At 64.8% G+C, this 14,124-nt stretch carries 12 protein-coding genes; 7 read left to right on the top strand and 5 right to left on the bottom strand.

What is annotated here, in order from left to right; genetic code table 11:
• The first annotated feature begins 49 nt into the window (after nucleotides 1-49).
• Nucleotides 50-2,353: a DUF1588 domain-containing protein gene (locus tag KY572_RS25675; protein ID WP_224245602.1), complete on the top strand. Its 2,304-nt coding sequence runs from the start codon at nucleotides 50-52 to the stop codon at nucleotides 2,351-2,353.
• 2 nt (nucleotides 2,354-2,355) lie between these two features.
• On the top strand, nucleotides 2,356-3,753 hold the full coding sequence (locus KY572_RS25680; RefSeq protein WP_224245603.1) for a DUF1552 domain-containing protein: 1,398 nt from the start codon (nucleotides 2,356-2,358) through the stop codon (nucleotides 3,751-3,753).
• A gap of 21 nt (nucleotides 3,754-3,774) precedes the next feature.
• On the opposite strand, the gene KY572_RS25685 is transcribed toward KY572_RS25680, so the two are convergent.
• Entirely contained in the window at nucleotides 3,775-4,689 is a 915-nt protein-coding gene (locus tag KY572_RS25685; RefSeq protein WP_224245604.1) for a DUF1444 family protein, read from the bottom strand.
• Between the two features lie 185 nt (nucleotides 4,690-4,874).
• Here KY572_RS25685 and KY572_RS25690 point away from each other — a divergent pair, with 185 nt between their 5' ends.
• Nucleotides 4,875-6,299: a serine/threonine-protein kinase gene (locus KY572_RS25690; protein ID WP_224245605.1), complete on the top strand. Its 1,425-nt coding sequence runs from the start codon at nucleotides 4,875-4,877 to the stop codon at nucleotides 6,297-6,299.
• A 408-nt stretch (nucleotides 6,300-6,707) separates the two neighbouring features.
• Entirely contained in the window at nucleotides 6,708-6,962 is a 255-nt protein-coding gene (locus KY572_RS25695; protein ID WP_224245606.1) for a Flp family type IVb pilin, read from the top strand.
• A gap of 529 nt (nucleotides 6,963-7,491) precedes the next feature.
• On the opposite strand, the gene KY572_RS25700 is transcribed toward KY572_RS25695, so the two are convergent.
• The 3 genes from KY572_RS25700 to KY572_RS25710 are packed head-to-tail and all read right to left on the bottom strand — an operon-like array spanning nucleotide 7,492 to nucleotide 9,638.
• Nucleotides 7,492-7,965, bottom strand: a complete 474-nt coding sequence (locus KY572_RS25700; RefSeq protein ID WP_224245607.1) for a DUF7452 domain-containing protein — start codon at nucleotides 7,963-7,965, stop codon at nucleotides 7,492-7,494.
• A 29-nt stretch (nucleotides 7,966-7,994) separates the two neighbouring features.
• On the bottom strand, nucleotides 7,995-8,468 hold the full coding sequence (locus tag KY572_RS25705) for a DUF7452 domain-containing protein (RefSeq protein WP_224245608.1): 474 nt from the start codon (nucleotides 8,466-8,468) through the stop codon (nucleotides 7,995-7,997).
• A 45-nt stretch (nucleotides 8,469-8,513) separates the two neighbouring features.
• Nucleotides 8,514-9,638 carry a hypothetical protein gene (locus tag KY572_RS25710; protein ID WP_224245609.1) on the bottom strand — a complete coding sequence of 375 codons (1,125 nt, stop codon included), beginning with the start codon at nucleotides 9,636-9,638 and terminating at the stop codon, nucleotides 8,514-8,516.
• A gap of 426 nt (nucleotides 9,639-10,064) precedes the next feature.
• Here KY572_RS25710 and KY572_RS25715 point away from each other — a divergent pair, with 426 nt between their 5' ends.
• The 3 genes from KY572_RS25715 (at nucleotide 10,065) to KY572_RS25725 (ending at nucleotide 12,621) form a co-directional block, all read left to right on the top strand.
• Nucleotides 10,065-10,451 carry a hypothetical protein gene (locus tag KY572_RS25715; protein ID WP_224245610.1) on the top strand — a complete coding sequence of 129 codons (387 nt, stop codon included), beginning with the start codon at nucleotides 10,065-10,067 and terminating at the stop codon, nucleotides 10,449-10,451.
• The gene (gene istA, locus KY572_RS25720; RefSeq protein WP_224245611.1) at nucleotides 10,448-11,944 is read left to right on the top strand and encodes an IS21 family transposase; all 1,497 of its coding nucleotides are present in this window, start codon (nucleotides 10,448-10,450) and stop codon (nucleotides 11,942-11,944) included. Before KY572_RS25715 ends, istA begins: the two co-directional genes overlap by 4 nt.
• 89 nt (nucleotides 11,945-12,033) lie before the next feature.
• Complete coding sequence (locus tag KY572_RS25725) at nucleotides 12,034-12,621, top strand: ATP-binding protein (protein ID WP_224245612.1); 588 nt, start codon at nucleotides 12,034-12,036, stop codon at nucleotides 12,619-12,621.
• Nucleotides 12,622-12,809: 188 nt separating this feature from the next.
• Here the strand turns inward: KY572_RS25725 and KY572_RS25730 are convergent, their stop codons facing one another.
• The gene (locus tag KY572_RS25730; RefSeq protein ID WP_224245613.1) at nucleotides 12,810-13,583 is read right to left on the bottom strand and encodes a hypothetical protein; all 774 of its coding nucleotides are present in this window, start codon (nucleotides 13,581-13,583) and stop codon (nucleotides 12,810-12,812) included.
• Nucleotides 13,584-14,124: the final 541 nt, after the last annotated feature.

Raw genomic sequence — 14,124 nt, forward strand, 5'->3', positions numbered from 1 at the left:
GCAGATCCGTGTATCCTCATTGTTCATGAGGCATCTGCGGATTGCATTCGTGGCGGTGTTCTCCGTGACGCTGGCGCTGGGCGTGGGTTGCAGCGGGCAAAGCTCCGGCGGCGACGGTGACGGCGACGGCAACGGCAACGGCAACGGCAACGGCAACGGCAACGGCGACGGCGATGGCTGCAAGGTCCAGGCGCTGGTTCAGGAGCGCTGCGTGAGCTGCCACGCGGCGAGCCCGATCAACGGCGCGCCGATCTCCCTCGCATCGCTGGACTTCCTTCGCCTCCAGTCCCAGAAAGAGCCGTCGCAGTCGGTCGCCCAGCGCTGCGTCGAGCGGATGAAGAGCACCGACAGCCCGATGCCTCCCGCGGGCGGGGCCCCGGCCACCGCGGACGAGATCGCGGTGCTCTCCTCGTGGATCGAGGCGGGCATGCCCGCCTGCGCCGACGGCGGCGAGGTGCCGCGCAGCCCGCCGAACCTGCTCCCGCAGAACGAGCTGTTCACCTGCAAGGACGCGGTCTCCGACGCGCCGACGCGCATCCGCCGCATGAACCGCTGGCAGTGGACACGCAACGTGGGCGGCTCGGTCACCCGCGGCTGGACCGGCTTCACCTTCTTCGACAACCCGTTCGACCCGGGCGCGGGCGAGGCCTACAGCACCTACGCCACCGACGCGACGCTCGACGAGGCGACGATCGAGCTGTTCCTCCCGGTGCTCAACGAGGCAGGCCCACCGTGGGCGGGGCCGTACACCGGCGACAATCGGCTCGAGCGCCTGCGGCTCGACACGACGCTCCGCTGCATGCGGCAAGACGATCGCCCCACCGCCGCGTGCGTTCGGCACTACCTGCACGAGTTCCTGCTTCACGGAGTCCTCTTCCGCGAGCCGAGCGATGGCGAGCTGAACCGGCTGCAGCAGTTCGCGACCACGATCCTCGCCGCCGAGCCGCCCTCGTCCGGCGGAACCGACACCCGTACCCACTCGATCAACCGCATCTCCAACGCGGCGTGGATGACCGCCGGTGCGCTGTTCCGCACCGAGAGCGGCGATCCGACCGCCACCGGCCGCACCCAGCTCACCGCCTGGGAGCTCGGTCAGCAGCTCGCGTACGCCGTCGGAAGCCGCGCCCCCGGAGCAACGCCGACCTGGGTCTACCCCGATTTCTCCGCGCCCCTCGAAGGCCACCTCGCGGACATCGCGGCGGCCGCCGCCAATGGCACCGTCCGCGACCCGGTGACGGCCGAGGCCCTCTTCCTCAAGAACGTGGGCGGAACCGATCCGAGCCGGTTCGATCTGATTCAGGACTACAACGAGGACGAGCGCGCGGCGCGCGGGCAGTACTGGCTGGGCGACGGCGCGACCGGGTTCTTCCGCGAGTGGCTCGGCTACTCGAAGATCCCCGAGATCTTCAAGGAGCGCCCCGAGGCGCTCTCCGCGTTCGACGACGGCGACCCGAGCGGCTACCGCTCGCAGCTCTCCTCCTATTCGAACCTGATGGACGGCTACTACGGCGACGAGCCGACGCTGGTGCAGCAGATGGAGGACCTCGTCGCGCGGGTGGTGGTCGAGGACAAGGACGTGCTGAAGAACCTCCTCACCACGCGCCGGTACTACCTGGCCTCGACCACCCAGCCGACGCCGGCCCCGAACGCGACGCGGTACACCGGACAGATCTACAACGTCACCCAGCCGGTCGACACGGCTCGCTGGGTGACGCTGCCCACCAACCAGCGCGCTGGCGTGCTCACCCACCCGGCGTGGCTCGGCTCGCACGGCGGAAACTTCGAGGACGATCCGTCGATCGTGCACCGCGGCAAGTGGGTCCGAGAGAACCTGCTCTGCGGCTACATCCCGCCGCTGAGCTCGGTGCGGGTGATGGCGAAGGTGGGACCGCACGCCCCGAACAAGAGCGCTCGCGTGCGGCTCGACGAAGCGACCAACAAGGCCGAGTGCCAGGGCTGCCACTCGCTGATGAACCCGCTCGGGTACCCGTTCGAGATCTACAACCACGCTGGCTACCTGCGCGCGCATGACCACGCCGCGGATGGCTCGCTCGGCCCCCCGAATGGCTCGTCAACGCTGAGCGGTCTGCCCGACCCGGAGCTGAACGGCCCGGTGCGCGACGCCGTCGAGTTCTCGGAGAAGCTCGCGAAGTCGCCGTGGGTGAAGCGCTGCTTCATCCGCCAGGCGTTCCGTTACTACATGGGTCGCGACGAGAACCTCACCGATGCGTGCACGCTCGCGAAGATGGAGCAGGCCTACGACTCGACTGGAGGCTCGTTCACCAGGATGGTGGGCGCGCTGATCAAGAGCGACACCTGGACCAGCCGCCGCATTCCCGGAGCGGGAGAATGACCATGCTCAACCGACGAACGATTCTGAAGACGGCGGCCGGAATGGCGCTGTTCGGTCCCCTGCTGAGTGAGGCCGCGGCCCCGGCGGGACTGCCCCGGCGGCTGGTGATCGTGCTCGAGTGCAACGGCATCTACCCGGTCGCGTTCCTGAGCGCCAAGGCGCGCTCCTCGCTGGGCAGCGCGAGCATCGGCAACGACATCATGTTCTCGCGGGTGTACCCGACCACCGCGCGCACGCTGACGGGCGACGCGGTCGGCTCGGCGCTCTGCCTCGATCCGTTGAAGGCCTCCTCGTCGAGGATCTCGCTCGAGAACCGCGCCGCGGTGCTGCTCGGCTTGTCGAGCAACATCACGGGCGGTGGCCACTCCTCTGGCACCGGCGCGCTGAGCTGCGCGGTGAACGGCGCGGCGGCGACGATCGACGCGGTGCTGGCCCCCAAGCTCAAGCGGACCGCGCCGTACGAGGCGATCCGGCTCGGCACCAGCTCCGCGGCCACCCCCATCGTCTACGAGACCTGCAGCTTCGGCCCGAAGCGCCCGGCGCCCATCCTGGTCAACCCCGCGCTCGCCTACGATTCGATCTTCGGTTCAATCGCCAAGGGCGCCACGGCAGGCGCCGAGCGCAGCGCGCTGTTCGACTTCGCCCGCGCCGACGTGCAGGCGACCCTGGCGACGTTCAAGGGGAACTCGAACGAGCGGATCAAGCTCGAGCGCTACCTGGCGTCGCTGGAAGGGCTCCGCGCGCGAGAGACGCAGCTGGCGTCGATGGCGGCGTCGGTGCAGCCGCTGCTGCCGCCCGCGCCGGCCGACAACCCGCTGATCAAGAACGCCGGCTCGCCCCCGGACTCGCTGATGTGGCTGGAGGCGCAGTTCCAGATCGCCACCACCTGCCTGCTCGGCGGCCTCACCAACACGGTGGTGCTCGCGTCGGGCAGCTCTGGGTTCGACGTGCACTACGAGAGCATCATCCCGACGATCGGCCGGCACGACCTTCAGCACGGCATCGACAACCCCAGTAACTGGACGGCGATTGCGGCGGTGACCCGCAAGCATGTCGAGCTGATCGCGAAGCTCGCGCGCACCCTGGCTGCCACCCCGGAGGTGGGCGCCTCCGGGTCGATGCTGGATCACACCGCGATCGTCTTCATGTCCGACAACGGCGAGCAGCACCACTCGACCGCCGCCGAGTGGCCGACGCTGGTGCTGGGCGGCAACGCGCTCGGGCTGCGCACCGATGGCCGGACGGTGATCTACCCGGAGATGGGGCAGGCCAATAACCGGCAGGTGTCGAACCTGTTCAACACCCTGGGACACGCCGCGGGCGACGCGGACTTCAACACCTTCGGCAACGAGGGTCCGACCCGAATCGCGCAGGGCCCGCTCAGCGAGCTGTACGGCTAGCCCTCCTCGGGCCTCACCCGACTACGGCGGGGCCCAGGGCTTCCACTCCCCACTTCGGCGGACAAGGACCTGCTTCGAGACGGGGTGGTCTCCCTTGGCATAGGCATCCGCGGCCAGGGCACTGACCTTGCTCACGCCCGCTGCGTTCTGGGAGTCCGTCACGAAGAGGAGATCTCGCGCGGGGACCGCCGCGACCACCTCGCCCTGGGTCTCCTTCTCGAGGTCGTCCCAGATCTCGTCCAGTAGCAACAGGCTTGCCTCGAAGTTGCCGCCGGTGTTGGGGAGGATCAGCATCCAGGTGCCTTTACCGCCCTTCCTCTCGAATCCCGGGATGAACTGCCTGAGGTTCTCCAGGGCGGTGGCGCGGACCTGAGCCCGATCCAGGTCCAGCCTCCGCAGATCCTCGTCCATGACCGGAAGGAACTGCGTGGGCTTGTTGAATGCGTAGAGCACCCAGAGGTCTGCCGTGAGCGGGTAGGCGACCTGCTTGGATTTACCGGCCTTGATCAGCTGAACGGCGGCATCCACCTCGCCTCTCACCAGCGGCACGATCTCCCGTAGCTCACCGACGACCTGCCCGGCCATGGCCTTGCTCGCCTCACGGACCCCAAGCACCTGAGCCCATACGGCTTCGGCGCGCGCTGCCGGTGCTGCTCGCCAGGGATTCTCGAACCCTGCCACCAGGTCGACTCCCTGGGAGTTCATGGCCACCTGGAAGGGGCCGACGACCGAGACCGTGGCCTGGGGATCCAGGGTCTTGAGCGCCTCGGCGCAGAGATTCGTGAAGGCTCCTGGCTCCAGCTCAGGATCGCTCAGCTTCTCCGCGAGCCGCTCCGGCAGCTTCGAGCCGTCCGTCTTCGCATTCTTCTGGCAAGCGATCATCGTCGCCATCGCCCCGATCACCAGGAGCAGATAACCGTACTGGGAGCTTCTCATGCCGCAGGTGCTACCAGCGACGAGGCGGGCGTGTCCAGGCGCGGTGGATGGGGATGGAGGCCCACGTTCAGGTTGCCGCTGGCGTCCGCATCCATCTTCTTTTGCTCGTCGCAGCCTCTTGGGTGGCCGGTGAAGTGCCGTAGAAGGCCACGGTCGTCGGGAGCCAGGACGACGTATGAGGTAGGATGGCGCGGGAGGGGGAGAAGGGCCCTCTCTCCCTGCGAGGCAACCTCATGGAGCATCAGCCACCACGGGTGGGGCATCTCTTCTGCTTGCCTCCGGGCACCCGGGTGCAGGACTGGCTGTTGCTGGGCTGCCACGGTCATGGTGGCTTCGGGGTGGTCTACCGAGCGGTTCGGTTCGGGTACGAGTCAGAGGGACCCGTCGCGCTCAAGATGGCCCTGGTGCCCTGGGAGCCGCGCTTCCAGCGGGAGGTGGGGCTGCTGTCGCTCGTGCGCCACCCGAGCATTCCGCGTCTGCTCGGCCACGGCTTCTGGCGGCATCCGTCCGATGCGTTCTTTCCGTTCGTGGTGATGGAGTGGGTGGAGGGCACGCCGCTGTACGAGTGGGCACGCGAGCATCCCCCGACGCAGCGGCGGCAGCTCCAGGTGCTGGCGCAGCTAGCGCGGGCGCTGGAGGCCACCCATGCCTGCCGTGCCGTGCACAGGGACGTCAAGGGCGACAACGTGCTGGTGCGGCGTTCAGACGGCCGGGCCATGCTCACGGACTTCGGCGCCGGGCACTACCCGTCCGCCGCGCGACTGACCTGGCAGCCGCTGCCACCGGGAACACCGCCCTACCGTTCCCCCGAGGCCTGGCTGTTCGAGCTTCGCTCCGGTCAGTCTCCAGGAATTCGCTACCTGCCAGGGCCCGCGGACGACGTCTATGCGCTGGGCGTCACCGCCTACAGGCTCGTGACCGGGCAGTATCCCCCCGGCCCGGAGCTGCGGCAGGACGAGCAGGGCACATGGTACCCGGTGGAGGCCCCTCTGCCGGCGCCTGGGGAGCTCGGACCCCGGGTGGATTCCCAGCTCAGCGCGCTGATCCTGCGCATGCTCTCGGTGACTCCGGAGGCTCGAGGAACAGCGGGGGAACTCGCCCAGGAGCTCGAGGCTGCCGCGGAGCAAGGTCAGGCCATGCCGCCGCCGATTCAGCCGTGGAAGCAGCGGGGAAGGGTACGGGTGCTCGTAGGAGCACTGCTGGTTTTGTGGACCTTGCTGGCGGTACACGCGCCGCTCCCCAGCCCTTCCGCGAGGAAGCAGGACGCTTCGAATCCGGCATCTCCACGAGAGGGAGGTGCCGCCGGGGTGGGGGAGAGTGCATCGGAAGCCACGCAGCCATGGGGCCGGGAGTTCTCCAAGCCAGAGGCGCTCAGCCAGGACGCGCCTCCCAAGCCGTTGCCGGGGCAGCTCACGCCGGATGCCAAAGGCCAGTGCCCAGGGCGGACGCAGATCCCCATCAACGGCGGCTGCTGGGTGGAGTTGAGCACGAAGGATGCTGAGGCGTGCGAGGAGAACGGCTACATCTTCTTCAGGGCTCGGTGCTACGCCCCCGCCTTGAAATCCCGCCGCAAGCCTCCACCGACCTCCGCGCCTTCGGACTTCCGATAGGCGTTGCCCGCCGCAAGCGGCGGTAATCGGATCCACGCCGGCGGCACTGAACCCGTCCGGCTCTATGGGGGCTCGGGGCCAGCCAGCGCCCGGTTCTACCCGACCGTCGTCCTGCGCCTGAAGTGGTACAGGCAAGCGCCAAGCACTGCTCTATCTCTCTGTTGATTCAAATCGTGTCCCCAGAGAGACAGTTCATGCCCGCCGCCCCAGCCAGCCAAGAGAGTCAGGCCCCTGCCGTGTCCCTCCTGGGAAGGCGGCTGGTCTGGGCAGGCGTGTGTCTGCGCCGGCTCGGCGTGCGGCGCATGGGCTCCCCGTCAGCGTACCTCATCTCCCGCTCTGCTCCCGCCCGCTACGCTCAATAGGGAGTCTTCACCTTTTACCCCTCCGCCTCTCAACCCAGGAGTTTCAATGAAGGCCGTCTCGAAGAAGCAGGTGCGCAAGTCTCGTGGTCAAGGAATGACCGAGTACATCATCATCGTGTCCCTGATCGCGATCGCCTCCATCGGCGTGATCACGCTGTTTGGTGACAACATCCGCAAGCTGTTCGGCGCCTCGGCTGCGGCGCTCGCTGGTAACGCGAACGTGACCAACGAGGGCGCTGAGTCCAACGAGACGCTGAACAAGAAGACGATGAAGACTTTCGGCCAGAACAACTCCTACTAGGTTTCGCGCTTCACCCACGAGGAAGGCGGCTCGGGCCCGAGAGGGAGCCCCCAGCCGCTTTTCTTCGTTCCTGCCCTCTGCGACCTACCGGTGCGCGCTGAGCCAGGCGTCGCTCTCCTTCACCCTGGGCCATTCACCAAGGATGGCTGAACCCTTGCGTCGTAGCCGCTCAGGATGCGAGTGCCACGGCGGTGGGTGACGAGGGCAGACTTCAATCCGTCCGGGGAAGCAGGCCCGCACCGCCGGCCGTGGCACCGCCGGGACAACAGGGACAGCGACGAGGGGAAAGAGACAGTGCTGCCCTACGTGACAAGGGCCGGTCCATCATGGAAGCCGAGACAAAGGTGTCCACCGCCTGGGCAGTCCTGTTGCAGCAGGGGTGTCCCGTCTCCCTTTCCTGCACCCGGGAACCCTGCCGCGATCTTCACCCCGCTTGGGAGGAGCGCTTCCATATCATATCGGTCAACGCTCTACGTGCTATCAATCCTGGCGTCAAACGGCCACGGAGCACAGCACGGCCGACCTGCGATCAGGGACTTGCCCGAGTGCCGCGAAAGATCAGCACATGATACTTCAACTGGGGGCAGGTACTGTAAATCCACCATTTCCCCTGCTCATAGTACACATTTGTTTCCTGATCATCGCTGGTCCTACAGGTGTCGTAATAGTCACCATCGGGATCGCCCGTAATGTCCTTCGTCACAAACAACAACGCATTGGGGTTGTTGTTTAGCAACGGATGGGACAGTGGCGTCACGTACTGCGAATACGTGCCTCCGTTCCCATTGTCGCCTGTCCATATGACAACCCCCCCACCACTCACGACAATCCGATCAGACGCTGACGCCTCCGCTCGCAATGCGTCGAAGTTGGCATTGACCTCGGCAGATTTGATGGTTGTTTCTGGCATGAACACGTGCGGCAGCATCACGTCTCCCGCCCAGATAATGGTTGGAACCACCACCATGAGAACCGCAACTGCCCAAACCGGAATGCGAATCATCTTGCTCTCCTTTTGTATGACTTTGCGTGTTAGGGTTGAGGCGTCGAGCGAGGACCATTCAGAATGAGCACGCTATACTTAAGGTGCGGGCAGGTGTCGGAAATGTACCATCGCCCACCCTCGTAATAGGTACTCAGATCATTGTAATCATCGACCTTGCACCAAGGCTGGGAGGACTGGGCCCAGGTCTTGTATCGCCTGCCAGCAATGACGATGGCGTCGGGGTTGTTGTTGAGCAGTGGGTGCGACAGAGGTGTTACATATCGCGCCCAACTGCCTGCGGAGTCGGTCCATGACTCAATGACAACACCGCCGCCGTTTACGACCATCCCGTCAGTGCCAGCCACTCCCGATCGCAACGCCTCGAAATTGGCGTTGACTTCAGCGGCCTTGATCGTGGTGTCGGGCGCGAATACGTGCGGAATCACCAATTCGCTTGCCCACATGATGGTTGGAATCGCTACAATCAAAACTGCTGCTGCCCAAATCGGGATGCGGATCATAGGAAACTCGTGTGCGCAAGTGGCAAGTAATGACGACCCATCTAGCTAGCGCCAAAACGCCTTGTCCCATTTACCAAGATCCCACAACGAACAGCCGTCAACACCGAGGCCCGCCTCGAATGGGTAGGAAGCCTCCCAAAGAGTTGCGGAGATTGAGTTGTCGCGCGAATAGAACAGCACGCCAGCCTCAAGAGACGGATCGAAGGAGGTGCACCAAGAGGCGGTGGGTGGCGTCCCAGAAAAGTTACCGACCAACTTAAGTGGTGCTTTGGTCGTAACCAAGACCCCTGGTCCCCACCAAATTCGCGTGGTGATTGGCACACTCACGCCTGCAATAAGGGTTACCTGGGCCCCAATGTCGACCTCTGGCCCACTGAACTCGTGGTTGTAATCCAGTGGTTCGTGAAACGGCGTCATGGTTTCATCAGCATAACGCACTCCGATTTTCTTCTCGGCATGCATTGAGGCTCCCGCCACCCATTTCACGTAGCCTTTGGTCTCGACGCTCCCAATGGCTTCTAATGCGGCGTCGACGGTAATGCGGATGGGGACGATCTTAATCCACACCACCTTGGTTGCAATTCGCCTTTCCCACAGTGGCTTGCGGATGGAGTGACTCGCCTGCGCTGTCAGCAAGCCTTCAATCACTGTTCGGGCATCAACCGAGCCGACTGTATTGACCTCCACATTCTCGTACCGCCTGTTTCTGATCTTGGCGGTCAGTCTCAGGGTTTGCTGAACATTGATGACTCCCACTTTTGCTGTTACTCGACCCTGGGGGACGGAGAGCAGTTCATCCCCGGAGAAGTCCTCGTTGGCAATGGGGATCGTAAATGTCTCGTCAATATCTGCATCGATAATGGCATCGGTGAGAACCGCGACAGCGGTTTCGACGACCCATCCGCTTGCAGTCTCGGCTACCGAAACGACTCGCCGAAGGAAGCCCTCCTGATAATTGCTGACGATAATGTCGCCAGGGCTGAGGTTCTTGACATCATTGGCCCGCGACAACGGGAACGTCACTTTGCTGGCGTCGACCAAAGCGACGGCAACAAGATCATCAGCAAGGACACGCACGCGTTCGTCGATACGAGGGGGGACTGTGGCAGGCGGAGACGGGGAGGAACATGACAACAGGATGACACAGACTACCATTTGCAGTGCTCTCATGAATGGCTCCCGATTGCTGATGGCGAGACTTCACTCTGAGTGACGCTATCGAGACTCCTGTGGCGTGGTCAACCCTCTCCTGTCCGTCCCGACTCGGCCGCATCCGCGAGTTGTTGAGGTGCGGAGCACTACGAGGCGGGCCGAAGTTGGAAAGGGCCGCGATGATCCGCGCGAAGAGTCTGGAAGCGTTTCTAGAGCGCGTGGACCGCCAGCCAGAGCCCCCCAATTGGAAACGATCCTCGCGAAACGCGGGCTTTCGATCGCGGGGAGCGCGAGGAAGCGCGGGGGTGAGGGCGCGGCGCCGCGAGCAGAAAGTCACGCATCAAGGTTCAGCGCCGCCCTCGCCAGGGATACCTGTCCAGCCCGCCGCGGACAGCCGGCCGGATTTCCCGGCGTGGGTTCGTCGCCGCGTCGAGGTTGTGTTCCATGTCACCCCCGCCGTTGTGGCTGACGCTGCAGCCCCAAGAGGACTACACCCAGATCCTGCTCTCCCAGTCGGGTGCGGGCACGCTGCTCAAGGCGCGCTTGGCACCCGAGCCGATGCATCCGGGCGCGTTGGCGAAGTTGCTCGAGTCGCTGGCCGACTGGCATGGGCGCCCCCTGTTCGCTGTGCTCGATGCGGACGCCGAGCAAGTGCGCCGCTCCCCCGAGAGATGGGCGCGGATGATGGGTGAGGCGGCCCAGAGCCCCTCCATCACCGTGGAGTGGAGCGCGCCGGTGCGGGGCAAACTGTGGAAGGAGCGCTTCTTCACCCTGGGGGACTTCACGTCCGCCCGACGGTTGCTCACCCATGCCGCCACGGGGCAGCGATGATTTCGCCGGAAATCCGAGCGGAGATGCGGCGGCTGGTGTTGCGCCTGCACTGGCGGATTGAGACGGTGGCGCGCAGGTTCGGCGTACACCACTCCACCGTACGGCACGCGTTGGAGAGCGGCCCCGGCTCCGGGGAGGTGGCCAAAGGCAGCATCCTGGACCCGTACAAGCCCTACCTGGTGGAGCGGCTGACAGAGGCGCCTCAGCTGACCAGCATCCGGCTGCTGGCCGAGTTGAAAGAGCGCGGCTACCCGGGGGGAGTAGCCGTGGTGCGGCGCTACATCGCCAAGGTGCGTCAGCCCCGGGTGCGCAAGAGTTATCTGCGAATCGAGATGGAGCCCGGAGAGCAGGCCCAGGTGGACTGGGGCTCTTTTGGACACCTGCGCATTGGAAGCCATCAGCGGCCGTTGTCCGCCTTCGCCATGGTGCTGTCGTACTCCAGAGCGCTGTTCATCGACTTCAGCCTGGACCAGCGGATGGAGACGTTCCTGGCCATGCACCGACGGGCGCTGGAGTACTTCGGCGGCGTGCCCAAGCGCATCCTCTACGACAACCTCAAGTCGGTGGTGCTGCACCACGTGGGCAGCACGGTGCAATTCAACCCGCGCTTCCTCGACTTCGCCGGCCACTACCTCTTCGAGCCGACCGCGGCTCCAGTCCGCTACCCCGAAGCCAAGGGCCGGGTGGAGAACGCTATCAAGTACGTGCGGAGCTCCTTCTTCTATGGCCGCTCCTTCTCCTCTCTGGACGACTTGCGAGCGCAAGCGGCCAGCTGGCTGGAGGGGACCGCCAACGCACGTCTGCATGCGGCCACTCGGGAGCGGCCCGCCGACAGGTTGCTGGTGGAGCGGCCACGCCTGCATCCACTGCCGGAGCACCCCTACGATACGGACCTGGTCCTGCCAAGCATCGTCTCGAAGGAGGCGCGCGTGCGGCTGGACGCCAACACCTACTCGGTGCCGCCACAGTACGTGGGCAAGACGGTGCACGTGCGCGCCGAAGCCAGCACCGTCCGCATCCTCCACGAGGCCACAGAGGTGGCACGCCACACCCGCTCGTGGGAGCGCCACCAGGCCATCGAAGAGCCCGCTCACCTCGAGAAGCTCCTGGAGCGCAGAAAGGCCGCCCAGAAGCCCAAGCAGAAGGATCGCTTCATGGCGCTCAGCTCCGAGGCTCGCCTCTACATCCAGGAGGTGGCACGCAGCAGGATCCGGCTCGACCACGAGCTGACGAAATTGAGCCGGCTCGTCGAGCTTTACGGCGAAGCGGACGTGGCCTCGGGCATGGCCAAGGCGCTGGCCCAGCGCACCTTCGGGGCTCGCTACGTGCGCGCGCTCATCGACCAGGGCCGCTTCGCCGCAGGGCTCACCGAGCCGCCCGAGCCCATCCTCACTGGAAACGCCGCCGCCGATTCCCTCGAAGTCCAACCCCACGCCCTGGAGTCCTACGATGAGCTCGTCTCCCAAAAGCCCACCCCTCAACCCGGCCAGTGACCTCTCCTCTCTCTCCCTGGACGAGGTGCTGCGCGCGCTCGGGCTCGAATACGCCGCCAGCCAGCTCGACGCCCTGAGCGGCAAAGCCATTGCTCGCAACGAGTCCAGCACTGCCACGTGCTCGACATCGAGGCCGACTCCTGGCGGCAGGCTCACCCCAGCGCGCCGCCTCTGTCAGGCTCCTCACCCCGCAGGAAGGCTCGCAAACGGACCTGAGCCTCGCTCTGGCTCTCGCTCCCCTCGCCCTCGGTCGCTGCTCGCGGCCGGGGGCGTTTTCTTGCCGGCGGTCAACCCGCGCTCGACACGACCGTCAAAATTCGTCGGATCCTCACTGCCGTCTACACCTGGTCAATGACCTCGTCGCAGGACAGGCCAAGAACACCCTCCACCGGCGGCTAACCGCTTGGGCGGCGCCCGACCTGCTTCTCATCGACGAGTTGAGCTACCTCAGCTTCGACGCTCGCGGGGCTGACTTGCTCTACCAGGTCTTCAACAGGCGCTATCAACGCGCCTCCACCATCGTCACCACCAACCTCCCCTTCAAGGACTGGGGCAAGCTCTTCCACAACAGCGCGGCCGCCTCGGCCATCGCCGACCGCCTCGTCCACAAGGGGCTGCTGGTCCGCATCGCCGGAAAGTCCAGGCGCTCCGACCAGGAACTCGAGAACGCCGCATGAGCCACCTCATCCCTACCACTGGCCAGCTGCTCGACTCACCCGAGCTCGCCATCCTCCACGCCTTTGGCTTCTCCCTCACGCCTTTGGCTTCTCCCTTTTAGGCTCCAGCGATCTCCGGCGCCGCGATCGCTACGCCGCGCTTCCTGAAGATCGTCTCCACTTTCATTCCCTACCTACTGAGATAGGCTCTAAGCCGAGGCGTCAGTGTCCTCGACCATGGAGAGTGGGTAGAGAGCTCGATGGCCAATGTTGGGGTAATACGCCGCGAGATAGAGTTCGCCCGCGATGGACACCCACGCGTGCGTGGCGGGCTCAGGCTGCTTCCAGAGCCAGGTTGTTGCCTCCTCTCGTGTGGCGAAGGATGCGATGGCCACGGGCGGCTTCAGCTGCTTGAGCTCCGCGAGATAGTCATGGATGTCGCGGTTCCGTGGCAGACGGCGGATGTTCGTCTCCCGATCATGAACCACGTCGTGAGAGCGATCCCCAATCAAAATCCTGGCGGGATCGGGTGGATGTGGGTGGTTTTGGAGCCAGGACTCTGCCTCGCTTGGCGTCTCGAAAGAGGCCACTACGAAAGGGGGGCCATGGGACTCCACATGCTTCAAGTACACATCCAAGGCTTCGTACTGGTTGGTTGCAGCAACGAAGCGGATGGCTTCAAGGATGGCATGGATTCGAGCGGCTTCGCCAGCGGTGGTTGGTGGCTGGAGGAGTCTCTCGAAAAAACGCTCTGCGCTCTTCAAGCGGAGACTCAATCCTGTCAGGCCCTGCGGGGGATGTTCAACGCCCTCCTGGAGATGATGCGAAAAATCCTCGAAGCGATAGCTTTGCCCAGTGGCAAAAATGAAGTCCAGGATGTCTCGCGTCAGCTCGAGGATCCGCTTTTCATCGGGTGAAGGGCCGCTGCTCCACCGGATTCCGATGAACTCATGGGCATCCGCCAGATCAGAGAGTGTCGTCACGACTCTTCCTCTACAGCGTAGGGCATGGGAGGAACCTCGGAGGAGACGAGAAGCACGGCCGGCACAAGAACCAGGGCAGTGCCTGCGCTGCCAACGATGACCACGGTGAAGGCTACCCCTGCGATGACGATAACCGTCCCCAGCAAGATCTCCTCGCGATGCCGCTTGAGCCAATCCACTGCTTTGTCAGTGACTGGGAACTTCACAGCATCGGCTTGCTCACGAAGCCGGCTGCAATCCAGATAGGCAGGTCTGCACCGCCTGCGGCATATCTCTGCCTTTGAGCCCGCGCTTGCATGCGACCAATTGCGGCCTTTGAGACTCGCCTTGCACATCTCTTCACATTGATCGCGCTCTTCCTCGCAGTCTCGGCTGAAGGATGCGTGGACGATCCTTCGCTCGGCACCTCCAGCACTGGGGCGGTACGCATACCGCGACAGGTCGAAGTTGCTGGCAGGGACCCAGGAATGGATCACCTGCCCCTCTGCCGTCTCTTCGATGACCAGAGCGTACCTGGATAGATGTTGTGGGACTGGCGGGC

Source organism: Hyalangium gracile, assembly GCF_020103725.1.
Taxonomy (GTDB): domain Bacteria; phylum Myxococcota; class Myxococcia; order Myxococcales; family Myxococcaceae; genus Hyalangium; species Hyalangium gracile.

What these genes read in the sequence shown, in the direction of transcription:
- KY572_RS25680 (WP_224245603.1), top strand. Translation starts at nt 2,356, where the DNA reads ATGCTCAACCGACGAACGATTCTGAAGACGGCGGCCGGAATGGCGCTG.
- KY572_RS25685 (WP_224245604.1), bottom strand. Translation starts at nt 4,689, where the DNA reads ATGAGAAGCTCCCAGTACGGTTATCTGCTCCTGGTGATCGGGGCGATG.
- KY572_RS25690 (WP_224245605.1), top strand. Translation starts at nt 4,875, where the DNA reads ATGGCGCGGGAGGGGGAGAAGGGCCCTCTCTCCCTGCGAGGCAACCTC.
- KY572_RS25695 (WP_224245606.1), top strand. Translation starts at nt 6,708, where the DNA reads ATGAAGGCCGTCTCGAAGAAGCAGGTGCGCAAGTCTCGTGGTCAAGGA.
- KY572_RS25700 (WP_224245607.1), bottom strand. Translation starts at nt 7,965, where the DNA reads ATGATTCGCATTCCGGTTTGGGCAGTTGCGGTTCTCATGGTGGTGGTT.
- KY572_RS25705 (WP_224245608.1), bottom strand. Translation starts at nt 8,468, where the DNA reads ATGATCCGCATCCCGATTTGGGCAGCAGCAGTTTTGATTGTAGCGATT.
- KY572_RS25710 (WP_224245609.1), bottom strand. Translation starts at nt 9,638, where the DNA reads ATGAGAGCACTGCAAATGGTAGTCTGTGTCATCCTGTTGTCATGTTCC.
- KY572_RS25715 (WP_224245610.1), top strand. Translation starts at nt 10,065, where the DNA reads ATGTCACCCCCGCCGTTGTGGCTGACGCTGCAGCCCCAAGAGGACTAC.
- istA (WP_224245611.1), top strand. Translation starts at nt 10,448, where the DNA reads ATGATTTCGCCGGAAATCCGAGCGGAGATGCGGCGGCTGGTGTTGCGC.